The sequence below is a fragment of the Gordonia oryzae genome (genome assembly GCF_003797185.1).
GTDB classification, from domain to species: Bacteria; Actinomycetota; Actinomycetes; order Mycobacteriales; family Mycobacteriaceae; genus Gordonia; species Gordonia oryzae.
In genome coordinates, this window is the sequence record NZ_RKMH01000008.1 from 255,146 (window position 1) to 277,461 (window position 22,316).

The 22,316-nt window shown below is 67.2% G+C and carries 19 protein-coding genes and 1 pseudogene; 9 read left to right on the forward strand and 11 right to left on the reverse strand.

What is annotated here, in order from left to right; all coding sequences use genetic code 11:
- Positions 1-14 precede the first annotated feature (14 nt).
- Genes EF294_RS12475 through EF294_RS12485 form a run of 3 tightly spaced genes read left to right on the forward strand, consistent with a single transcriptional unit; the run spans position 15 to position 1,378 of the window.
- Positions 15-281: a metal-sensitive transcriptional regulator gene (locus EF294_RS12475; protein ID WP_123930271.1), complete on the forward strand. Its 267-nt coding sequence runs from the start codon at positions 15-17 to the stop codon at positions 279-281.
- A gap of 48 nt (positions 282-329) precedes the next feature.
- The gene (locus EF294_RS12480) at positions 330-743 is read left to right on the forward strand and encodes a DUF302 domain-containing protein (protein WP_123930274.1); all 414 of its coding nucleotides are present in this window, start codon (positions 330-332) and stop codon (positions 741-743) included.
- Positions 740-1,378 carry a mycothiol-dependent nitroreductase Rv2466c family protein gene (locus tag EF294_RS12485; RefSeq protein ID WP_123930277.1) on the forward strand — a complete coding sequence of 213 codons (639 nt, stop codon included), beginning with the start codon at positions 740-742 and terminating at the stop codon, positions 1,376-1,378. Before EF294_RS12480 ends, EF294_RS12485 begins: the two co-directional genes overlap by 4 nt.
- A gap of 416 nt (positions 1,379-1,794) precedes the next feature.
- Here EF294_RS12485 and purD read toward each other — a convergent pair whose 3' ends face one another.
- The 4 genes from purD to EF294_RS12505 form a co-directional block, all read right to left on the reverse strand.
- Positions 1,795-3,048, reverse strand: coding sequence for a phosphoribosylamine--glycine ligase (purD, locus tag EF294_RS12490; protein ID WP_185091052.1), 1,254 nt, complete (start codon positions 3,046-3,048; stop codon positions 1,795-1,797).
- A 61-nt stretch (positions 3,049-3,109) separates the two neighbouring features.
- Complete coding sequence (locus tag EF294_RS12495) at positions 3,110-4,390, reverse strand: low temperature requirement protein A (protein WP_123930284.1); 1,281 nt, start codon at positions 4,388-4,390, stop codon at positions 3,110-3,112.
- A gap of 17 nt (positions 4,391-4,407) precedes the next feature.
- Positions 4,408-6,555, reverse strand: a complete 2,148-nt coding sequence (locus EF294_RS12500) for an ArnT family glycosyltransferase (protein ID WP_246007818.1) — start codon at positions 6,553-6,555, stop codon at positions 4,408-4,410.
- 67 nt (positions 6,556-6,622) lie between these two features.
- Positions 6,623-7,897 carry a bifunctional glycosyltransferase family 2/GtrA family protein gene (locus EF294_RS12505; protein ID WP_185091053.1) on the reverse strand — a complete coding sequence of 425 codons (1,275 nt, stop codon included), beginning with the start codon at positions 7,895-7,897 and terminating at the stop codon, positions 6,623-6,625.
- Positions 7,898-8,043: 146 nt separating this feature from the next.
- On the opposite strand from EF294_RS12505, the gene EF294_RS12510 reads away from it, so the two are divergent.
- Both EF294_RS12510 and EF294_RS12515 read left to right on the forward strand, forming a co-directional pair.
- Positions 8,044-10,158, forward strand: coding sequence for a RecQ family ATP-dependent DNA helicase (locus EF294_RS12510; RefSeq protein WP_123930293.1), 2,115 nt, complete (start codon positions 8,044-8,046; stop codon positions 10,156-10,158).
- 159 nt (positions 10,159-10,317) lie between these two features.
- Positions 10,318-10,503, forward strand: a complete 186-nt coding sequence (locus EF294_RS12515; RefSeq protein WP_123930296.1) for a hypothetical protein — start codon at positions 10,318-10,320, stop codon at positions 10,501-10,503.
- 25 nt (positions 10,504-10,528) lie between these two features.
- Here the strand turns inward: EF294_RS12515 and EF294_RS12520 are convergent, their stop codons facing one another.
- Entirely contained in the window at positions 10,529-10,954 is a 426-nt protein-coding gene (locus tag EF294_RS12520; protein WP_123930299.1) for an HIT family protein, read from the reverse strand.
- Between the two features lie 123 nt (positions 10,955-11,077).
- Here EF294_RS12520 and EF294_RS12525 point away from each other — a divergent pair, with 123 nt between their 5' ends.
- Entirely contained in the window at positions 11,078-12,175 is a 1,098-nt protein-coding gene (locus EF294_RS12525; protein ID WP_425459427.1) for a DNA adenine methylase, read from the forward strand.
- Positions 12,176-12,191: 16 nt separating this feature from the next.
- Positions 12,192-13,031: a hypothetical protein gene (locus EF294_RS12530; protein WP_123930301.1), complete on the forward strand. Its 840-nt coding sequence runs from the start codon at positions 12,192-12,194 to the stop codon at positions 13,029-13,031.
- A 344-nt stretch (positions 13,032-13,375) separates the two neighbouring features.
- On the opposite strand, the gene EF294_RS12535 is transcribed toward EF294_RS12530, so the two are convergent.
- The 5 genes and pseudogenes from EF294_RS12535 to EF294_RS12555 all read right to left on the reverse strand — a co-directional run bounded on the left by EF294_RS12535 (position 13,376) and on the right by EF294_RS12555 (position 18,368).
- On the reverse strand, positions 13,376-14,875 hold the full coding sequence (locus EF294_RS12535; RefSeq protein WP_123930304.1) for a HAMP domain-containing sensor histidine kinase: 1,500 nt from the start codon (positions 14,873-14,875) through the stop codon (positions 13,376-13,378).
- Between the two features lie 64 nt (positions 14,876-14,939).
- Complete coding sequence (locus EF294_RS12540; RefSeq protein WP_425459424.1) at positions 14,940-15,644, reverse strand: response regulator transcription factor; 705 nt, start codon at positions 15,642-15,644, stop codon at positions 14,940-14,942.
- Positions 15,645-15,968: 324 nt separating this feature from the next.
- Positions 15,969-16,632 (reverse strand): annotated as a pseudogene (locus EF294_RS12545) (DUF899 family protein).
- Positions 16,633-16,752: 120 nt separating this feature from the next.
- Positions 16,753-17,961 carry a winged helix DNA-binding domain-containing protein gene (locus EF294_RS12550; protein ID WP_123930310.1) on the reverse strand — a complete coding sequence of 403 codons (1,209 nt, stop codon included), beginning with the start codon at positions 17,959-17,961 and terminating at the stop codon, positions 16,753-16,755.
- Positions 17,962-17,969: 8 nt separating this feature from the next.
- Positions 17,970-18,368, reverse strand: coding sequence for a RidA family protein (locus EF294_RS12555; RefSeq protein ID WP_123930313.1), 399 nt, complete (start codon positions 18,366-18,368; stop codon positions 17,970-17,972).
- A gap of 167 nt (positions 18,369-18,535) precedes the next feature.
- Between EF294_RS12555 and radA the strand changes: the two genes are divergently transcribed.
- Complete coding sequence (gene radA / locus EF294_RS12560) at positions 18,536-19,921, forward strand: DNA repair protein RadA (protein ID WP_123930316.1); 1,386 nt, start codon at positions 18,536-18,538, stop codon at positions 19,919-19,921.
- 527 nt (positions 19,922-20,448) lie between these two features.
- Here the strand turns inward: radA and EF294_RS12565 are convergent.
- Positions 20,449-21,021, reverse strand: coding sequence for a PaaI family thioesterase (locus EF294_RS12565; RefSeq protein WP_123930319.1), 573 nt, complete (start codon positions 21,019-21,021; stop codon positions 20,449-20,451).
- A 74-nt stretch (positions 21,022-21,095) separates the two neighbouring features.
- Here EF294_RS12565 and disA point away from each other — a divergent pair, with 74 nt between their 5' ends.
- Positions 21,096-22,211, forward strand: coding sequence for a DNA integrity scanning diadenylate cyclase DisA (gene disA, locus EF294_RS12570; protein ID WP_123930382.1), 1,116 nt, complete (start codon positions 21,096-21,098; stop codon positions 22,209-22,211).
- Positions 22,212-22,316 lie beyond the last annotated feature (105 nt).

Consider the following 22,316-nt stretch of genomic DNA (forward strand, 5'->3'; position numbering starts at 1 on the left):
CGAAGGGAACTCACATGGTCGGCGACGAAGAAGCAATCGCGGTCGTACTCAACCGACTCCGCAGGGCGCACGGCCAACTCGCCGGTGTCATCGCGATGATCGAAGCGGGCCGCGACTGCAAGGACGTGGTCACACAGCTGGCCGCGGTGTCCAAGGCACTCGACCGGGCGGGTTTCAAGATCGTCGCTACCGGTCTGCGTGAATGCATCGCCGGCGACGAACCCACCGGCGAACCCATGACCACCGATCAACTGGAAAAGCTGTTCCTCGCACTCGCCTGACCACGAGTCGGATCACACGAGTCACGAGGACGAGAGAAAGGAATCCCGATGGATCTGGCCATCGCCACCACACTGCCCGACACGAGCTTCGACGAGGCGGTGACGCGCACCCGAGAAGCACTGTCGGAACAAGGATTCGGTGTGCTCACCGAGATCGACGTGACCGCGACATTGAAGGCCAAACTCGGAGAGGACATGGAACGTTACCTGATTCTCGGCGCCTGCAATCCGCCGCTCGCGCACGCCGCACTCGGCGTCGACCGGCAAATCGGTCTGCTGCTGCCGTGCAATGTGGTGGTCCGCGAGGACACCTCGCGCACGGGTTCGATCATCGTCGAGGCGATGAATCCCGACCTGATGGTCGCCGTCGCGGACGCCCCCGGGCTCCCCGACGTCGCCGCGACCGCCACCACGAAACTCCGCGCGGCCATCGACGCACTGAGCAACACGGTGCGCTCGTGACCCCCTCGCCCACAACCATTCCCGTTCCCGATGCCGGTATCGGTGTCGTCGAGATCTACGTCGATCCCGCATGCCCGTTCGCCTGGGCCGCGTCCCGGTGGTTGGCCGGCGCGGCCGAGCGTCGGGTCGTACCCGCCACCTGGCGTCCGATGAGTCTGGCCGTCCTCAACGAGGACAGCGAGGTCGGCGACGCCCACGCCGAGCGGATGACCGTCTCGCGCCGGACGGGTCGGCTGCTCGCCGCCGCCGGAGACGAGGCGATGCGCGAGTTGTACTTCGCGCTCGGTCGTCGACTCCACAGCGAAGGACGCGCACTGTCGGCGAGCCTGGTGGGCGAGGCACTCCAGGAGTGCGCACTGCCCGCCGATCTCGTTGCCGCGATGGATGATTCCTCCTTGGACGATGTGGTGCGCCGCGCTCACCGGGTCAGTCAGGAGGCGCTCGGCGGCACCGGCGGCAGTCCGATCACCGTCTTCGACGGACGCGCCTACTTCGGTCCGGTGCTCACCGGGATTCCCGGCCGCGACGAGGCCGACCGGCTGTTCGAGGCGCTCACCACCCTCGCCGGAACGGAGGCGTTTGCGCAGGTCGAGCGCCCGCGGTCCGGACCACCCAATCTGGCGGAGGTCGCCTGATGTGTCACGCCGTCCGATGCCGCGACTGCGGCAAGACCACCTGGTCGGGATGCGGCCGGCATGTCGCGCAGGTGAAGGCCTCGGTGCCCGCGGCGCAATGGTGCCCCGGTCATCCCGACGCCCCACGCCGGAAGTTGTTCGGCCGACGCTGATCCCGGACCGGCGCACACGCCCACGGCCCCGTTCCGGCAACAGCGACGGACCGCGGGTCGCCCTCGGTGCGCTCACCGGGTAACGCCGTCCGCATTGCGGCTCGCTTCCACCACGATGTGTGGTCCATCGCTTGAGGCGAGGAACTGACCTTCAGCAATCCACGCCACCAGCTGATGATCGCGTGATCACGCCGGAACGACCGTGGCGAAAGGAGTAAACGTGTCTCAGCAAAGTGACCCCCGCCATCCCCCGCGGCCTGACGACTACACCGAGATCCGGCCTTCCAGCGCTGCCAGGCCGATGTCGGCGCGATGATGCGAACCGGGGAGTGTGACACTGGCGACCCGCTCATAGGCCTGCGCGCGTGCCGCCTCGAGATCCTCACCCACGCCGACGATTCCGAGGACTCGTCCACCCGCGGAGACGATGTCGCCGTCGGCGTCGCGTGTGGTCCCCGCGTGTAGCACACCGGGTCCCTCAGCGCCGGTGATCACGTCACCGGTTCGCGGGCTCGCCGGATAGTTCTCGGCGGCGATCACCACCACCACGGCGGCACCGTCGGCCCATTCGAGCGGCGGTAGGTCGGCCAGAGCACCAGTCGCTGTCGCGTTGAGCGCTTGTCCCAGAGGGGATTTCAGCAGGGCGAGCACGGCCTGGGTCTCCGGGTCACCGAAGCGGCAGTTGAATTCGACCACCGCGGGCCCCTGCTCGCCGATCGCGAGCCCCGCGTACAGCAGCCCGCTGAACGGGCAACCCCGCCGCACCATCTCGGCGGCGACGGGCTCGACGACCTCGGTGACGATCCGGGCGGTGACCTCGTCGGGTAACCACGGCAACGGCGTATAGGCGCCCATGCCGCCGGTGTTGGGCCCGGCGTCGCCGTCGCCGACGCGCTTGTGGTCCTGGGCGGGGATCAGTGGAACCACGGTCTCACCGTCGACCAGGCAGAACAGCGAAACCTCGGGGCCGTCCAGGAAACTCTCCAGCAGCACCGGGTGACCGCTCTCCAGGCATTCGGCGGCGTGGTCGCGCGCCGTGGCCCGGTCGGAGGTCACCACGACACCCTTGCCGGCAGCCAGTCCGTCGTCCTTGACCACCCAGGTCGGCCCGAAGCGATCGAGCGCGGCGTCGAGGTTCGCCGGGTTGTCGACGACTTCGGCGTGCGCAGTGCGCACCCCGGCCGAGGCCATCACGTCCTTGGCGAATGCCTTGGACCCCTCGATGCGGGCGGCGTCGGCACTGGGGCCGAATGTGGCAAAACCGGCCGCGCGCAAAGCGTCCGCCACCCCGAGCACCAGCGGCACCTCCGGGCCGATGACGACCAGGTCGGCGGCGACGGTCCGCGCCAGGGCGACCACCTCGTCGGCCGAGACGACGTCGACGCCGTGGTTGGTGGCGATCGCCTCGGTACCGGCGTTGCCGGGCGCGACGTGGAGTTCGGTGACCGACGGGTCGCCGGCGAGTCCGAGGAGCAGGGCATGTTCGCGGCCGCCCGAGCCGATCACGAGTACGCGCACGTGCATGACTCTAATTCGTCGACACCCGGCCGGTCCGCGCGGGATTCTCGGCGAGGGGCCGTCACCGGTCGGCGGGATCGACCGGGCGGTCTGAACGCCGCGTCGGTGCCGCCTCGGGGATGCCGAGGGTGTTGGCGCGCCGCGTCGTCCCGAAAATCTCGTCGACCACCACGATGAACAGCGGCGCGCACGCCACCAAGACCACTGCCGCCGACAGTGGCAGCCCAGCTTGGGCGGCCCAGACCCCGCCGCCGAGGAAGGCGATCGTGCCGGCTCCGCAGAGCAATGTCACCGGATCGAACGGCAACAGGTAGTCGTACATGGTCAGCATGGCCAGACAGTAGAGACCCAGTGGCACTGCCACGCTCGCGACGACAACGCCCGGGCCGACCGTGGCCTCGTGTTCGGTCCACAGCGCGGCGACCTCCAGGCCCGCGCCGGTGGCCGCGGCAGCCATGAAGATGACGATGTGCCCGTAGCCCCACGGGAAGCACTTGTCGGGGCGCACATGCAGTCGGTCGCCAACGGGGATGACGAAGTAGATCCACCACATCGCGAAGGTGACGACGATCGCGGCGATCCCGAAGACCGCGGTCTGGACCGACCACCCTTGTGCTTGCACGGCCGCCTGCATCACCGCAACGGTGCCGACCACGCCCTCACCGAGGGTGATGATGGTCAACAGCGAGTACCGCTCGGCGATGTGGTGCGGATGCCAGGGAGTGGGTTTGACGAAGTTCTCAGCCACGATCGGACCGAGGAGTTCGATGAATGAGCAGACCGCGATCGCGATGATGGTGGGCCACAGGGCGAGGTCGATGATCGCGACGATCACCCACGCCACCTGCGCCACGGGGATCACTGCGGCGTAGGTGAAGCAGGTCTTGCGGTACTCCGCACTCTGCAGACCCGCCCGGATCCATTGCGTCAGCAGCCCGACGCGCATCACCACGAAGCCGGTGACGAGGACCCGGATATCGACGTGTTCGTGGTGTTCGATCGAGCTGAACACCGGTGCAACACCTAGCGCCAGGATGGCCACACCGATCATCTGGACCAGCACGACACCACGGAAGAACCAATCGTCGGTATCGAAGGCAGAGGCAAACCAGCTGAAGTTGATCCACGCCCAGATCGCGGCGAAGGTGCACAGCACGTAGCCGAACACCGCTGTCCGGTAATGACCTTCGGCCAGATAATGCGCCATCTGAGTGCCCGCGACAGAAAACACCACCACGAAGACGAGGTCGTAGAACAATTCCAGACTGGTCGCGACCCGCCCCTGTTGGTGCGGATCGCGGCCGGTCATCCGTGCGAGCCGATGGCCGATCCGTAAAGTCACCAGGGCACCCTAACGGATCAGGTCGGTGACGTCAGGTCATACAAGGTGACATTGTCGATCGTCAACGTGGTGAAGTGGTCTTCCACCCACTCGACAATCTGTGCCGACGGGCCGTCCGACCGCCCGCCCATCATCATGCCGCCACCGATGAAGTAGTGGATCTTCTTCTGCTCCACCAGTTTCTGGAACTGCGCGAGCGTCGGCGACGGGTCGGTGCCGTTGAAGCCGCCGATAGGCATCACCGAGTAGCCCGATTCGAGTTGGTATCCCGACGCCGTGTTGGACCCGATGGATGCGGCGACCCAGGTGAAGTCGTCGGCGTTGCGGCGCAGCGTCGCAACCATTTCGGCACTGGGCGTCGAGCCCATCAGCAACCCGCCGGCCGGAGAGCCCATGCCACCCATACCGATGTAGGCGCCGGTACGCCCGCCGAATCCGCCGGGCATAGGACCCATGCCGGGGAACCGTCCCATGCCGCCGGGCATCTGACCCATACCGCCGGGCATCTGCGGGCGCCGGTTGCCGCGTCCGGGACCGCCGAATCCGCCGGGTCCGTCACCCTCGACGCGCGGTCCGGCGCTGATGATCGATCCCTGCTTGGCGGTGGTGATGGTGTCGATCGTGTACGCCAGCGGACCGGCCAGGCCCGCGACGAGGGACAACACCAGGGCCAGCGCCGACAGGTAGACACGGTGCGCGAGGACCATCATCGCACCGCCGACCACTCCGAGGAACACAACGATCCAGCGCAGCCACGGCACGAAATCCGTTGAGCGCCCCAGTAACACGAACGCCCAGATCGCGCCGGACCACACCGTGACGGCGAGCAGCATGCGCACCCACAGCCGCTCGCGCGCCCGCCAGGCCACGGCCGCACCGCCGGCGAGAACCGCCGCCACCGCGGGTGCGAGCGCTGCGGTGTAGTAACTGTGGAAGATGCCCGCCATGAAGCTGAAGACGGCCATCGTGATGACCAGCCACAGCCCCCATACCGAGAGGTAGGCGCGACGCAGGTCGGTGCGCGCGGCGCTGCGGTAGCGGCCGAGGATCACCAGCGCACCGACACCCAGGATCAGCGCGCTCGGGATGAGCCAGGCGATCTGGCCGCCCTGGGCGGGTTGGAACATCCGCCAGATCCCGGTTTCCCCCCACATGCCGCCGCGACCACCCGGTCCGCCAGGTCCGCCGAAGTCGCCGGGAAAGCCCATGCCAGCAAAGGCGCCGCGCTCGCTGCCACCTCCACCGCCGGGCATGACGCTGCCGGCCTCATCGCCGGAGAGCCGTCCGAAACCGTTGTAGCCCAGCGTGAGTTCGAGGATCGAATTGTTCTGCGAACCGCCGATCCAGGGACGCGAGGACGCCGGCCACAGCTCGACGGTAAGAATCCACCAGCCCGCGCTGACCACGAGTGCCCCCAGCGCAGCCACCAAATGGACGAGGCGTTTGACCCATCCGTCAGGCCCGAATGCCAAGTAGGTCAGGGCCAGCGGCGGCACGATCAGCATCACCTGGAGTTGCTTGGTGAGAAAGCCGAATCCGACGAAGACCCCGACCAGGATCATCCACCGCAGCCGACCATCCTCGACCGCCCGCAAACATGCCCAGACCGCCGCGATCATCAGCAGGATGAGCAGCGCCTCGGGATTGTTGAAGCGGAACATCATCGCCGCGACCGGCGTCAACGCCAGCACGCCGCCGGCGAGGATGCCCGCCCAGTGCCCGAGATATCGACGGGTGATCCAGTACAGCAGCGCCACCGACGCCACACCCATCAACGCGTTGGGCACCAGGATCGCCCACGAATTGAGCCCGAAGATACGCACCGAGATCGCCGGAATCCACAGCGAGGCAGGCGGTTTGTCGACGGTGATGGAGTTCGCCATGTCCGACGAACCGAAGAACCATGCCTTCCACGATTGCGAACCGGCCTGGATGGCCGCCGAGTAGAAGGAGTTGGCCCACCCGTTGAGCGACAGGTGCCAGAGGTCGATGATCGCGGTCACCACGATCAGCGCGGCCAGCGTCGACCATTTCCACACTGCCGGCGGATCGGCGGGTACCGAGACAGGGCTACGGCCCCGGGAGTTCTCATCCGGGGCCGTAACTGGGGTGGTGCTGGTCGGGGGCGAATTCTCGGGGATCGAGGAATTGTCGGGTTCGCTCATGGTCTCTTTCACCGGCCCGCTGCGCGGGGGAGTTGTGATGTGCGGTTCTGTCGGTTGCTCGCCGGAGTCAGGGCTGCGCGGTTCCGGTGGCCGGGCGACGCTGCAGATGCGAGCGGAATACCCACCGTAGTCCGACGAATCGGGTGGCGGTGGCGACCAGGTTGGCGATCACGAGCACCAGCAACTCGACGTGCTTACCGGCGCCGGGGGCGAAGTGATCGAGACCGAACAGCGACAGCGCGGTCACCGCCCAGCCGAACAGGAACACCCCGAACCCGAAGAACTGATGCTTGACCGCGTCCTCGCGCCCCTGCACACCGAAGCTGAAACGGCGGTTGGCCGCGGTGTTGAGGACGGCGGTCACCGCCAGCGCCACGAAGTTGGACACCTGCGCACCCAGGAAGGAGTGCAACACCAGGTACAGGACGGCGTAGGCGATCGTGCAGATGACGCCGACGACGCAGAACCGCACCAGTTGGCCGACCATGCCGTGCGGCACACCCGCGATCGCCGGGCCGGGCGCGCGTTCGCGGCCAACGGTGGTGCGCAGGTCGGCGATCGGCAGCTTGCCGGAGGTGAGCGCATAGCCGACCCGCGCGCAGCCCTTGAGGTCCTCGACGGCGGTGGAGACGATGTCGACGGTGCTGTTGGGGTCGTCGACCCAGTCGACCGGTACCTCGGCGATCCGCAACCCGATGCGTTCGGCGATGACGAGCAGCTCGGTGTCGAAGAACCAGCCGGTGTCCTCGATGTAGGGCAGCAGCTGGCGGCCGATATCGGTGCGCATCGCCTTGAATCCGCACTGGGCGTCGGAGAACTTGGCGCGCATCGTGGTTCGCAGGATCAGGTTGTACGAGCGGGAGATGAACTCGCGCTTCGGCCCACGCACCACCCTCGAGTCCTTCGCCAGGCGGGTGCCGATGGCGAGGTCGGAGTGGCCCGAGATCAGCGGGGCGATCAGCGGCATCAGCGCGTTGAGATCGGTGGACAGATCGACGTCGCAGTAGGCGACGATCTGGGCATCGCTGCGGGACCACACGGCCTTGAGCGCGCGGCCGCGTCCCTTCTCATCGAGATGGGCGACGCGGATGCCGTCGAGCTCGTCGGCGATTCCCGTGGCGATGGCGACCGTGGAGTCAGTGCTCGCGTTGTCGGCAACGGTGATTCGCGCCGAGAACGGGACGTTCGTACGGAGGTGTTCGTGCAGCCGCTGCAGGCATTGGGCGATGTCGTTCTCCTCGTTGTACACGGGAACGACGATGTCGAGGACGGGGGCAGCGGCGGAGCTGTCGGCGACCACCATGATCGGGGCAGCGGCCTGCGGGATCGCTTCTGTCGTCATGCCCATTAGCTTCGCGGCTCCGGCTGACCCCACTCTGCACCCGACCTGCCAGTTACCTGTGAGCCGACACCCTATGCGCACTGCGCCCGCGATGCCAGATCTGCACAGGTCAGGGCGTTGTCGGCGCAGGACGATAGATTGGGCTCATGTCGGGTACCCAGACGCTGACACCGCCGGATCTCGCGGCCGCGCAAGCGGTGATCACCAGCCTCGCCGGACCGGGCGCCGCACTACGCGATGATCAGCTCGAGGCGATCGCGGGGCTGACCACGGTGGCCGCGGCGCGCGTGCTGGTCGTGCAGGCCACCGGATGGGGAAAGTCCGCGGTGTATTGGGCCGCGACGGCCATCCTGCGACACCGTCGGCACGGCGCGACGCTGATCATCTCGCCGCTGTTGTCGTTGATGCGCGACCAGGTGTCGGCGGCCGAGCGGGCCGGCCTGCGCGCAGCGACGCTGAACTCGTCGAATGTCTCCGAGTGGAGCGAGATCGAGTCGTCATTGAGAGCCGGCGATCTCGATGTGCTGCTGGTGTCGCCGGAGCGGCTGGCAAATCCGGGGTTCGGACGTCGCGTGCTCGACGCGATGGCCGGGCGGCTCGGTCTGCTGGTCATCGACGAGGCGCATGCCATCTCTGACTGGGGGCACGATTTCCGGCCGGACTATCGGCGCGTCGCCGATGTCCTGCGCACACTCAATCCGGACACGCCCGTGCTGGCCACCACCGCCACCGCCAACGAACGGGTCACCGCCGACGTCGCGGCACAGTTGAGCACGGGTGGTGGCGCCGGCACACAGACCCTGGTGTTGCGCGGATCGCTGGCTCGAAAGTCGCTGCACCTGAATGTGATCGACGGCCTCTCCCCCATCCAGCGGTACGCGTGGGTGGCGCAACATCTCCCGGAGTTGCCGGGGTCGGGGATCATCTATGTCCTCACCGTCGCCGACGCAGACCGGCTTGTCGGCGCGATCCGAGCGGTCCACGGTGAGGGCTACCCGGTCGCCGCCTATACCGGGCAGCTCGATGCCGATCGACGCCACCAGCTCGAGGATGCGTTGCTGCGCAACGACGTCAAGGCACTGGTGGCCACCTCGGCGCTGGGCATGGGGTATGACAAACCCGACCTCGGTTTTGTGGTGCACGTCGGGTCACCGCCGTCGCCGGTTTCCTACTACCAACAGGTCGGTCGCGCCGGTCGTGCGCTTGACGAGGCCGTGGTGATGCTGCTCGCCTCGGCCACCGACGACGCGATCTGGGAGCATTTCGCCACCGCGACCATCCCCGACCCCACACGCATGCAGGTGGTCCTCGAGGCGCTCGGCGAGGCCGACGAGCCGATGAGCGTTGTCGCACTCGAGGCGCAGACCGGCGTGCGGCGGGGTCGAATCGAGTTGATACTCAAGCAACTCGCCGTCGACGGCGCCACCGAACGGGGCTCCGACGGCTGGTCGGCGACCGGCCGACCGTGGTCCTTCGACGCCGCACATTACGACGGTGTGCTCGCGGTGCGCCGCCGCGAGGCCGACATCATGCGCGACTACATCTCCTCGCGCCGCTGCCTGATGCAACTGCTCACCGAGTCGCTCGACGACCCGGATGCCGGGACGTGCGGTCGGTGTTCGGTGTGCCTGCGCCATCTCACCGAGCCACTCGACGACTCCGTCGACCCGGCGGTGGTGCGCTCGGTGACGATGTGGTTGCGGCGGGCCGCGCAGGTCCTCGAGCCCCGCAAGATGTGGCCGGGCGGTGAGGTCGGGCGTGGTCGGATTCCCGCCGCACGTCTGGCCGAGCCGGGTCGGGTACTCGCGCACGCCGACGCCCCGGAATGGTCGGAGTTGCTTGCCGCCGCACGCGATCACGATACTCAGGCGCTCGCCGACCTCGGTGATGCGGCGGTGGCGACGCTCACGGCGTGGGGCCGTGAGTCCGGTATCCGGCCGGATCTCATCTGTACGCTGCGCCTGACCGGCACCACCCTGGCCACCGATCTCGCCGCGCACCTGCGTGCGGTCGGGAAGCGTGCGGGCGTTGCGATGCCGGTGCAGATGGGAGACGGGCCACCCCGGGACGCTCCCGGTGCCGCCGAGGCCGCGTTCTGGCAGGCCCGGCTCGGCGAGCCACCCGCCGAGGTGGCGGGCCGGGCGGTGTTGCTGGTCGTCGACGAATCCCGGTCGGGCTGGCCGATCACATTGGCCGCGAGCGCTTTACGCGGTGCGGGCGCGACCGCGGTGCTACCTCTGCTGATCCATCGGACGGTGTGAGGGGGCGACGCGATCAGTATGACGTTTCCTCCGGAATCCGGGCGAAACGTCATACTGATCGACGCCGGGGTAGCCGATTACCTGTCAACTGATCGATGGAGTCCGGCAAGTCGGGTAGTGCGCTACGCGTTCGCCGCGGGCGCCGTCCGGCGATGGTGAGTGTGTCCACTCCAGGACATCCATCGGCCCACCGGAGGTGGGCCGACCGACAAGGAGAACACCATCGGAGCAGCAGCAGTTCTCATCATCGGCGCGTGGTTGGCAGGCGCGGCGTACATGATCTACAAGATGGCCACCCAACAGAGTTCGACCGCCGAATCCGGCGCCGATGCCGGGACCCGGTAACCCCGGACAGGTCCGGGCACGCACCTCAGTCGTCGACGTACTCGCTGTAGCCCGTCGAACGCAGCGCGTCCCGGATCTTCTCGGCATCGGCGTCGAGTTCTGCGGAGGTGATGTCCTTACGGGCGTTGGTCAGGTCGAAGGTCTGCATGCTCAGCGCCGGGAAGACGTGGATGTGCACATGCGGCACCTCGAGTCCGGCGATCAGCAACCCCATCCGCGGAGCGTCGAACGCCTCCTTGACCGCGCGGCCGACCTTCTGTGCGACGTCGGTGAGATGGGTGAAGGTGGCGGTGTCCACCTGCTCCCAGTGATCGACCTCTTTGCGGGGTACCACCAGCACGTGTCCGGGGGTGACCGGCTCGATGGTCAGGAACGCCACGGCTTGTCCGTCCTGCCAGACGAATCGACCGGGTAGCTCTCCGTTGATGATCTTCGTGAAAACCGACGACATGCACCTCAGTCTAGGGTGCGGCCCGGTCGCGGGGGCCCGGGCGCAGCCACGATGTTCACCGCCGTGTCGGCCGCCCGCCGTGTTGGCGACACACTGTCGGGGGCCCATGACATCCTTGCTGCTGTGAGTCGCGCCGAGTTCCCCACCGCATCGTCTCGACGTGTCGCCTCCACCGACATCGTCGCCGCCGCGCAGCGCTTCCCGCGGTTGCGATACATGGGCTCCAAGTACCGTCTGCTGCCACATCTCGAGCGCACCTTCGCCGACATCGGCGGCAGCACCGCCGTCGACGCGTTCTCCGGGTCGGGCGTCGTGTCCTACCTGCTCAAGGCGCAGGGATTCACGGTGGCCGCCAACGATTTCCTCAACTTCCCGCACCTCATCAGCCGCGCCACCGTGGTCAATTCGTCGGTGCGGCTCGAGGCCGACCTCATCGAGGAGATCTGCGGTCCGCCCGCCGACGACCGTGATTTCATCTCCTCGACCTTCGACGGGCTGTACTTCGACGCGGCCGATCGCGCGTTCCTGGATTCGGCGTGGTCGCACATCGACCGGCTACGCGGTTATCGGCGGGATCTGGCGATCTCTGCGCTGGTGTTGTCCGCGGCGCGCAAGCAACCGCGCGGAGTGTTCACCTTCACCGATTCCAGCCGATATGCCGACGGACGCCGTGATCTACAGATGTCGTTGCGCGACCACTTCCGGCTGCGGGCCGCGGCCGACTACAACGCGACCGTGTTCAGCAACGGCTCACGGCATCACAGTTCCTGCGGCGACGTCTTCGATCTCGACGCCACCGGAGTACTCGGGGGTGCGCCGGACCTGGTATACCTCGATCCGCCGTACGCCCCGCCGTCCGACGACAACGACTACATCAAGCGCTACCACTTCCTCGAGGGGCTGTCGGCCTACTGGCAGGGCATGACCATCATGGAGAACACCAAGACCAAGAAACTCCCCAAGCGGTACACCCCGTTCGCCTACAAACACTCCATCGACGACGCGTTGGTGCGGACCTTCGACCACTTCACCGACGCCGGCGCGATTGTGCTGTCGTATTCGTCCAACGCGCTACCCGGCCCCGATCGCATCGTCGATCTGCTCGGCAAGGTCAAGCCACATGTCGAGGTCATCGCGATCGACCACAAGTACAGCTTCGGCACCCATGCCGCGGCGGCGCGGCGTGACGTCAGCGAGTTCTTGTTCATCGGTCGGGACTGAGCGGAACCCCGAGCCGATGGCCGACGCGCCCGACTTCGACGAGTACCTGAAGGCGCTGGGACGCTTGACCTCTCACGTCGACCCAACTGCGGCGACACCCGAGGCCGAGCACATTGCGGCCGCCACCGCCGGGCTCGGTGAGCTGATGGCCACCGACGTCGCCGGTCTCGCGGCTTGGGTACGGGAGAATCCCGGTGATGTCCCGGTGTTGGGTCTGGCCATCGGGCTGTCGCAGGAGAAGCTGAAAAACGTTCTTCGCGATCGGTTCGACACCTCCGGGTGGCACGGTCTGGCGCGGCAGCGGCCCGTCGAGTTGATCACGTGGCTCGACGAGGAGTTCGACCTGGTGCGCATGCTCACCGCCCAGATGGACCGCACCTACACCTTCGCCGACATCCTCGTCGCCCGCGCCGGCACCCGACTGACCGCAACACGCGCGGGTGCGTCGGGCCGCCGCATCGAGGACCACATCGAGGACATCGCGCGCGATCTGGGCCTCGACTACGTGACCCGCTCCCGGTTCTCCGGCCGCAACGGACGCACCGCGCCGGCCGATCTGATCGTCGGTGATCCGAACGCACCCGACATCGTGGTCGCGGCAAAGGGTTTCGACTCGACCGGCTCCAAACTCACCGACGCGGTCCGGGAGATCGAGGAGATGGCCGAGGTGCGGCTACCCCGGCAGCTGGTTCTCGCGGTGATCGACGGGATCGGCTGGAAGTCCCGCCAGGCCGATCTGCGGCGCATCCACCAGCTGTGGGTGGACCGGCAGATCGACGGCATGTACACCTTGGTCACCCTCGACCGTTTCCGCGCCGACGTCACCGAGTTCGCGCGGTTGCGACGACTGATCTGAGCGCACCTGACCGGCTCGTCGGCGCATCCGGTCAGCGCGTCAACTCCTGGGTGTCCAACGCCCGGCCGCGGACAGTCGCCAACAGCGGCGGCGACCGGGCGGTACGGACCATGCCGGTGACCGGCCGTCGACCCGCACCGGTGAGTCCATCGAGGTGCACTCGGTGGTGAGCTGGCTGTCCTGGGGGGAGGTCCGGCGACCCGTACCCGACCGGTTGCCGCAGATCAGCGGGGTGAGCAGCGCTCCCGTGAAAGCACCGATGGCCGGCGCGCATCAACTCAGACGAGGGGAGGTGCCGGCAGATCGATACGCCGCAGACGGTTCAACAGATCCTGGGGTGCCAGTCAGTCCGCGAGTCGCGGCAGCCGCACCCAGAAGCAGGCGCCCTCGCCCAGCGTCGAGTCGACTCCGACGCGGCCACCTTGCGCGTCGACCAGTGCGGCCACGATCGACAAGCCCAGTCCGCTGCCGCCGCCCTCGCCCCGCGATCGCGAACTGTCGCCGCGATAGAAGCGTTCGAAGACGTGGGAGCGCTCGTCGGGGGTAAGACCCTGACCGGTGTCGGTGACGGTAACCAGCACGTCGCCGACACCATCGAGCACGCCGACGCCGACGGTGATCGTCGCCTCCGGCGGGGTGTGAACGACGGCATTGTTGACGAGGTTACGGATGACCTGCACCAACCGCGCCGCGTCGCCGCGCACGACGGGCGGTTCGTCCGACGGGGACACCTGCAGCCGGATCTCCCGGTCGGGGGCAGCGGCACGCGAGGCCTGCACGGTGTCGGCGGCCAGCATCAACATGTCGACGGGCTCGGAATTGAGGGGTCGGTGGGCGTCGAGCCGCGCGAGCATCAGCAGATCCTCGACGAGGAGTTTCATGCGGGCGGCCTCGTCGTCGATCCGGCGCATCGCATCGCCTGGGTCGGCGACCGCGCCCTGCCGATAGAGCTCGGCGAACCCCTTGATCGAGGTCAGCGGGGTGCGGAGTTCGTGGCTGGCGTCGGCGACAAAGCGCCGCATCTTCTCTTCGGAGTGCCGAGCCTGCTGTTCGGAGGCGGCCGTCGTGGCGAAGGCATGCTGAATCTGGCCGAGCATCGTGTTGAGCGAGGCAGAGAGGCTACCGACCTCGGTGTTGGGCGGGCCCGGCGCCACCCGCATGTTGAGGTTGCCCGCGGCGATCGCGTGGGCGGTCTCCTCGACTCGGCGCAGTGGCCGCAGGCTCGACCGGACCACCAAATAGCTGAGCACGCCGAGGACCACGACCACGGCCGCGCCGATGCCGAACTGCAGCCACATCAGTCGTGACAGGGTCTTGTCCACATCGGAAAGCGGCACGGCCACCACGGAAACACCCTCGGAGTCACTGTGTTTGATGACACGCCACTGCGGGCCATCACCGTCGCGCGACCCGACCGTCGTCGGCGAGACGTCGCCATCGGGCAGCCCGCTGAGGTCAGGGATGTGGGTGAAATCGTTTGCGTTGGAGATGACCAGTCCGGAGTTGAGGGTGGTCATCACAAAGTACGAGGACGGTGGCCGGCGCGGTCCGATGGGCGGCCCTTGCGTCTGATCCAGGTCCGGGTCGCGAGGTTTGGCCCAGGTCCCGACCGCCGACACCAGACCCTGATCGGTGCGCGAGAGCAAATCCGAGCGCATCGCCGAGGTCACCGCGATTCCTGACACCAGCAACCCGAACGCCACCAGCACCATGGTGAGCACGACCAGCGAAATACGCAGTGGAACACCACGTGTGCGGGTCTGTGCCGCCTTGGTCGCGGGCGGGGCTGCCGGGGCACCTGCCGGTGAGTCGGCCGGCGGCGCCGATCGGGTGCGAACGCTCATGCGGATACCGTGCCGCAATCGGTCCTCTCAGCCTCATGCGGGTTCGGGTCATCTGGGTTCGGGCTCACCGCGGCTCCCGCATGACGTATCCGACGCCACGCAAGGTGTGGATCAGCGGTGTGACACCGTCATCGAGTTTGCGGCGCAGGTAGGAGACATAGGATTCGACGACGTTGACCTCGCCCCCGAAGTCGTAGTTCCAGACGTGGTCGAGGATGCGCGGCTTGGACAGTACGGTGCCCGCGTTGACCATGAAGTAGCGCAGGAGGGTGAACTCGGTCGGCGACAACGAGATCAGCTTGCCCGCCTTCCACACCTCGTGGGTCTCGTCATCGAGTTCGAGGTCGGCGAAGGTGACCCGCGAGACCCCCTTGGCCTGTTCGTCGAAACCGCTGCGCCGCAGCAGGACCTGCAGCCGCGCCACCACCTCTTCGAGGCTGAACGGTTTGGTCACGTAGTCGTCGCCGCCGACGGTGAGTCCATTGACCTTGTCCTCGACCGAATCCTTGGCCGACAGGAACAGCGCGGGCGCCGAGATCCCGTCGGCGCGTAAGCGCCGCAACAGGCCGAAGCCGTCCATCCCCGGCATCATCACATCGAGGATGAGGACGTCGGGTTTGACGTTGCGGCATCGGTCGATGGCCTCGGGACCGCCCGCGGCGGCCTGGACCTCGTAGCCCTGGAACTTTAATGACACCGATAGCAATTCACGAATATTCGCCTCGTCGTCGACGACGAGGACCTTCGCTCCCTGACCCGTTTCGCTCACGTGTATCACCTTCCGCCCCCAGTCTGCCATGCGACTGACATCCGGCTGGGAGGTTTCTGTGAGGACTGACCAGCGGCGACGGGGCACACTGCGGGCGACCGCTCGGGTCCGGCAGAGCGCGGCATCGAGACTGGCCAGGGACTGCTCGAGAAGGCCGCGGCCCAAGGGCGGCAGGCCGCCGGCGTGTTCGTCCACCTATTGGTGAGCTGCACCGGGATCAGCCGCCGGGTTCGTGGTCGCCGGAGTCGTTGCGCAGCCCGGCAGCCGTCGCACACCCAGTCCGTCGGTTCGGTCTCCTGGTGTCGGGCCGGGTGCGGTTGGGGCTCATCGCGAGCCCTCGCCATAACTGTGAGCGATCTGCTCACTGTCTGCCCATCCGGAGTAGGTGGGCGTTGCGGCCAGCCCTCTGGGCAGTCCTGCCACACCTCCTGTCGTCCCCAAGGGAGCAGCTCGATCACTGCGACAGTGTGGCTCAGCTGCTCGGTGCCCCGGCCGTTGGTGTGCCAGGTGCAGTAGACACGGCCCCGTCACGCAGGAACACGTTGACCGCGAAGGCGGCTCCGAGTGCGGCGTCCATCTCGGCACCGAAGTCGGTGCCCGCGGCGGAGAGCCACTCCATCTCGTTGCCGACTCGCCACTTGTAGGCCAACGCCTCGTCGATCGGACCATTGGTGCGATCACGAAGCGCGCGTCCGAGTTCTCGAGGAATCCCAGTCGGGTGAATTGCGCGGTGAATCCGGTGCATCCGGGACATTGGTACTCCCCACCGTCGTTCCACATGTGGTGGTAGGTGATCAATTGAGACCGGCCGGCGAAGATCTCCGACAGTGATGTCGGGCCATCGGCGCCGGTGAGCGTGTGGTCGGCGACCTCGACCATCGGAAGTCGGCGACGTTGCGCGGCGATGGCGTCGAGCTCACGGGTCGTGAGCCTTCTCGCGGCGGCGCAGGTCGGCAAGAGCGGCCCGCCACGTCGCCTTATCGGTGATGGGCGCTAGACCTCGGTCAGCGGCGGGTTGGGGGGTGCGATCATCGGAGCCTCCGGGGTGGGGTGCGCGCACTGTGGTTGTGCGCGGACCCGCAGAGACTGACCGGCGACGGCCCCGAACTCATCGCGCCCGCAGTTCGCGCAGGTAGGGCGGTGGGTAGCCGGGCCGGAAGGATACCTCACCGAGCCACTCGGACAGGGCGTCGGCGCGGGCGACGACGGCTCGACGTGCGGCCGCGGGCAACTTCTCGAAGAGGTGGACCTCTACCCGCGTGCCGGCCTCTCGATACCAACCGCCGACGATCCGCCCGTCCCACCACACCGTCTGACCGCCGTTCCCGTTGCGATCGAAGATGGCGTCGACGTGCGGGCCGAGGTAGAACTCGCGCATCTTGTGACCCATGGTCGTCGGGTCGAGCTCGGGCAACAGGAGGGCTTCGGGCGGCAGCGGATCGTCGTCGGGGCCGCCAGGAAGGTCGTCGGCGAGGACGTAGCCGACGGAGCCGTCGTCGAGATCGACCTCGACGACGTCGAGCGATGCCAGCGCTTGTCGCACATCGCGTTTGGTCGATCCCAGCCACCAGACGAGGTCAGTCTCGGTACCCGGACCGAATCGCGCGAGCCACCGCCGGATGAGTGCGGCGTGTGCGGTGGCAGGATCGGGGACGTCGAGCGGCCGGCCGAGCCAGCGGTCCATCGCCGACCACGACGGTCTCGACACGTGCCAGCCCCCGTTGTTGGGACCGCGTACGACTTCTCCTGCAGCACTGCACATGTTGAGCACTCGAGGAATCAACGGACTCGGACCACCGTATGACTTGCCTGGGCTGACGATGACCTGCCGATCGAACTCCGGCACGCGAGCACGTAGTTCCGCCGACGTCATCGTAGTGCCGTCGGCGAGCGCGGAAAGCACCGCTGCACGTGCGTCATCGATCCACCCTTCGGGATCGGCGACGTCCTCGGCGCGGCGAAGATCACGCAGCATGTTGGTTCGCTCGGAGGCCGCGACCCGCCCACCGATCGCTCCGACCGCGTCGGCAAGTATACGATCGGGAAACACGAAAAGCGTTCGGCGCATGGCCAGTTGCTTGATCAGCGTGCGGTCACCATAGAGCGCCGCGTCCATGCTGTCAGTGGGGAATCCGTCAATCCGGGCCCACGCCGAGAGATACACCGTCGACGGCGTCGTCGCGTGCAGTCCGACGACGGCCGCGGCAGCGTCGACCACCGACGCAGCGTGGTGCCCTTCTGCGAGACAGTGTCTGCGCAGCAACCGGTTTCGGCGCTGGACATCGGTAATCGTTGGCCGCGCAACACTCGTGGCCATCTGCCGGTTCACAACTGCGGCGGTGCGGCCACCGCGTCGACCTCGACGACCTGCCCGTCATACGGCAGGACCGACACACCCATCATCATCGTCGGCGGTACCGCATCGAACTCGGCGCTCACCGCTTCCCACGCGACATACAGATCCGACTGAAGGTGTTCTGCCACATAGACTGTCAGCTTGGCCACGTCACTGAGCGCGGCCCCCTGCTCACCCAGCACCGCTGCCAGGTTCCCCAGGCACGCGCGCGCCTGCGTGAGAACATCACCGGGCGCGATCACCACACCGTTCTCATCCAGCGGGCTGATCCCGGCCGTGAAGAGCAACGGGCCCGGCGACACCGTCGAACTGTACGGAAATCCACCGTCGTGCAGGGCCGTAGAACCATGGAGGCGCACTCTCGACATGCGCAGATCGTACCGTCGCAGAAGCCGGCGTCTCGCATGTTCGCCGCACGCCACCCACCCGATCGTGGTGGACTACGCATCCCGCGCAACAGGTCCGTCGCGACCGCGAGGCACGCCGATTCGGTCAGACGCTGGTTCTGTCGGATCCCGGCCGTAGGCTGACCTCCGTGGCAAAACCGAAGTCGAGCTTCCGCTGCAGCGAGTGCGGTCATCAGGTCCCCAAATGGGTCGGACGCTGCGCCGAATGCAACGCCTGGGGCACCTTCGACGAGGTCACCACCATCAGTGCACCCGGTGGGGCCACCACGACGGTGACCCCGACCAGCCCGGCCGTCCCCATCACCGCAGTCGATGCCGCCACGTCAACGGCGATCCCCACCGGAATCGATGAGTTCGATCGCGTCCTCGGGCGCGGGGTGGTGCCCGGCTCGGTGATCCTGCTCGCCGGTGAGCCGGGTGTCGGCAAATCCACGCTGCTGCTCGAGACCGTCAAACACTGGGCGGCCAGTGGCCGGCGCGCGCTCTACATCACCGGCGAGGAATCCGCCGGGCAGGTGCGCATGCGCGCCGAGCGGACCGACGCGGTGCACGAGAACATCTACCTTGCCGCCGAATCCGACCTCGCCACCATCCTCGGCCACGTCGACGATGTTGCCCCGTCCCTGGTCATCGTCGACTCGGTGCAGACCGTGGTGGCCACCGGCACCGACGGCGTCACCGGCGGTGTCACCCAGATCCGCGCGGTCACCACGGCCCTGGTGTCACTGGCCAAGAATCGCGGTGTGGCGATCATCCTGGTCGGACACGTCACCAAGGACGGCGCCGTCGCGGGCCCTCGGTCACTCGAGCACCTCGTCGACGTGGTCCTGGCATTCGAGGGCGACCGCCACTCGTCGCTACGGATGGTGCGAGGCATCAAGAACCGCTTCGGCGCCGCCGACGAGGTCGGATGCTTCGAACAACGCGACGACGGCATCCATCAGGTCAGTGACCCCTCAGGAATCTTTGTCCACCACCATGATTCGGATGTCAACGGGTCGGCGACCCTGGTCACCATGGACGGCAAGCGAGCGCTCGCGGGCGAGATCCAGGCGCTGACCACGACGACGAACATGGCCACCCCACGCCGCGCGGTGTCCGGGCTCGACTCTGCACGCGTGGCGATGATCCTCGCCGTCCTGCAGAGCACACTCGAGGTGCCCGTCCACGAGCGCGAGGTGTACGCGGCGACCGTCGGCGGCATGCGCGTGACCGAACCCGCCGCCGACCTCGCGATCGCTCTGGCGGTGTTCTCATCGATGACCAAGCGACCGATCCCCCGGACCACCGCCGTCATCGGCGAGGTCGGGCTGGCCGGTGAGGTGCGACGCGTCTCGGCGGTGGCGCGCCGCGTTGGGGAGGCCAAGAGACTGGGATTCACGCACGTGCTGATCCCCAGGGGTACCACGGAGAAGATCCCCGGCGGAATCAAGGTCACCCGCGTTGCCACACTCGCCGAGGCGTCGGCGGCGGCATTCACGGCAACGCTGCGGGCCGTCGACGCGCCTTTTTGACACATGCATCGAAATGCACGGTGCCGGTTGGGTGAGAATTGACGCTGGCAATGCCTGACCGCCAGATTGTGTGCGTGGGCACTTTTCCGGGCATGGACGGCTGACAAGATCATTACCGCGCAGGTCGCCTGCCGAATCGTCACACCGGTGATTCCGTGTCGCTCCATCGTCCTTCGTCGTCGGCGTGAGTGGTCGATGTCCTCAAGGGACAAATCGCATCGGTTCTGCTGACCGCCCCACTCACCGTCTGCACCCTGCTCACCGTCTGCGCCCTGCTCGCGGGCACGTCCCCGCATCGGCGTCGCGACCGCCCGGCTCGCGGGTCCGCGGTTTCATCAACGCGGCGATCACTGACTGCAACTTGGATCATCCGGCCAGGGTGTGTCTCCCAATTCCCTTTGCGGGTCTTGGCGGCCCGATTGCGCCAGTCCCACGTAGAAGAATTGGGAGACACACCCTAGTGGCAGCAGGCAATGTGGAACATCAACAACGCGGGCTGGTTTCGAGAACGCCCGGGCGAGGCCCCGTCACGGCCTCGAGAGCCGCTGTTTGTGTTCGTCGGCCATCTGACTGTGCTCGACGTGGTCGGCGAAGTGCTCGCGCGCGTTGATCGTGACAAAGATCGAACGGCCAACGGCGACCGGCTGGTCCGGATCGCCGACATGACCGAGGGCCTCGACGTAGATCTTGCGGCGTTGACGGCCGAGCAACCGGGCACTGAGCTGCAGCCGCGAGCCGATCGGGACAGGCGCGAGGAAGTCCACCTCGAGGTGCACGGTCACCGACGACGGTCCGACGAGCAGCGGTGCGGTGCCCATCACCTCGTCAAAGGCGGTCGAGAGCACACCGCCGTGGATCACGCCGGGACCACCTTCCATCCACGGTTCGACGTCCATCTCGGTCTCCACGGTGAAACCTTCGCCCGCCCGGACCACCAGATGAAGCCCGCGGGGCGCATCCTCGCCGCATCCCAGGCACATCGGGTTGTGCATGCGGATGGGCTCACCCGGTCCGGCGGCCTTCGGATGACGCGTCATGGCCTCGATGTCGGCGGGCACCGCGAAGCCACCGGGCCGATCGGGACGAGAAGGGGTACTCACGTCCCGTTACCCTAGTCATGCCGATTCCCGCACGTGTCAGGTGACCGGACGCGATGACGCAGGAAGGGACAATGATGGTCGAGGGAGCCAGAACCGACCAGTACGGGCGCACCGACGCCGGCCGCTCGGAGCTGATCAAGGAAACGCTGGCCCGCGTGGCACCCGGCACCGGCCTGCGCGACGGTCTCGAACGCATCCTGCGCGGCGGTACCGGTGCGTTGATCGTGCTCGGCCACGATTCCGACGTCGAAAAGATCTGTGACGGCGGCTTCCATCTCGACGTCGAGTTCGCGCCGACGCGTCTGCGAGAACTCGCCAAGATGGACGGCGCGGTGGTGCTCTCCACCGACGGCAAACGCATCGTCCGCGCGAACGTACAGCTGGTACCCGATCCGTCGATTCCGACCGAGGAGTCCGGAACACGTCACCGCGCCGCCGAGCGGACCGCCATCCAGACCGGATACCCGGTGATATCGGTGAGCGCATCGATGTCGATCGTCAGCGTCTACGCCGAAGGGGTGCGACGCGTCGTCGAGAGCCCCGACCCGATCCTCTCGCGCGCCAACGTGGCGCTGTCGACACTCGAGCGCTACAAGGCTCGCCTCGACGAGGTGATCTCAGCGCTCGGCCGCGCCGAGATCGAAGACTACGTCCTGCTGCGCGATGCGATGTCGACGGCGCAGCGTATGGAGATGGTCCGCCGCGTGGGTGTCGAGATCGATGAGTACGTCTCGGAGCTGGGCACCAACGGACGACAGGTAAGTCTGCAACTCGAGGAGTTGACCTCCGAGAACGACACCGTCCGCGAGTTGCTGGTCCGCGACTACTACGCCAGCCCCGAGCCGGCGACCACCGACGAGGTGCACCACACGCTGGAGACGGTCGAGGCGCTCTCCGACGCCGACCTCCTGGATCTCACACTGCTGGCCGGCGCCTTCGGCTACCCGACCACCATCGAGGCCCAGGACACCGCGATGAGCCCACGCGGTTACCGCATGCTGGCCCGGATCTCACGGCTGCAGTTCGCCCACGTCGATCGGCTGGTTCGCAGCTTCGGCACCCTGCAATCGTTGCTGGCCTCCTCGGCCGCCGACCTACAGGCCGTCGAGGGCATCGGCAGCATCTGGGCCCGCCACATCCGCGAGGGGCTATCGCGACTGGCCGAGTCGAGCATCGAACGCTACGACTAGTGGTCTGTCTGTGAAATAGTCTGGTATTTTGTAGTATGCCTGTTATGACAGCGGCGGCTTTGCCGGTGAGTGATTCTCAGCGTGCGGATTTGGTGCGGATGGCGG

Coding starts and splice junctions, on each gene's coding strand:
- EF294_RS12475 (WP_123930271.1), top strand. CDS start 15: ATGGTCGGCGACGAAGAAGCAATCGCGGTCGTACTCAACCGACTCCGC.
- EF294_RS12480 (WP_123930274.1), top strand. CDS start 330: ATGGATCTGGCCATCGCCACCACACTGCCCGACACGAGCTTCGACGAG.
- EF294_RS12500 (WP_246007818.1), bottom strand. CDS start 6,555: ATGAGCGAACCCGACAATTCCTCGATCCCCGAGAATTCGCCCCCGACC.
- EF294_RS12505 (WP_185091053.1), bottom strand. CDS start 7,897: ATGACGACAGAAGCGATCCCGCAGGCCGCTGCCCCGATCATGGTGGTC.
- EF294_RS12510 (WP_123930293.1), top strand. CDS start 8,044: ATGTCGGGTACCCAGACGCTGACACCGCCGGATCTCGCGGCCGCGCAA.
- EF294_RS12520 (WP_123930299.1), bottom strand. CDS start 10,954: ATGTCGTCGGTTTTCACGAAGATCATCAACGGAGAGCTACCCGGTCGA.
- EF294_RS12530 (WP_123930301.1), top strand. CDS start 12,192: ATGGCCGACGCGCCCGACTTCGACGAGTACCTGAAGGCGCTGGGACGC.
- EF294_RS12535 (WP_123930304.1), bottom strand. CDS start 14,875: ATGAGCGTTCGCACCCGATCGGCGCCGCCGGCCGACTCACCGGCAGGT.
- EF294_RS12550 (WP_123930310.1), bottom strand. CDS start 17,961: ATGGCCACGAGTGTTGCGCGGCCAACGATTACCGATGTCCAGCGCCGA.
- EF294_RS12555 (WP_123930313.1), bottom strand. CDS start 18,368: ATGTCGAGAGTGCGCCTCCATGGTTCTACGGCCCTGCACGACGGTGGA.
- disA (WP_123930382.1), top strand. CDS start 21,096: ATGGTCGAGGGAGCCAGAACCGACCAGTACGGGCGCACCGACGCCGGC.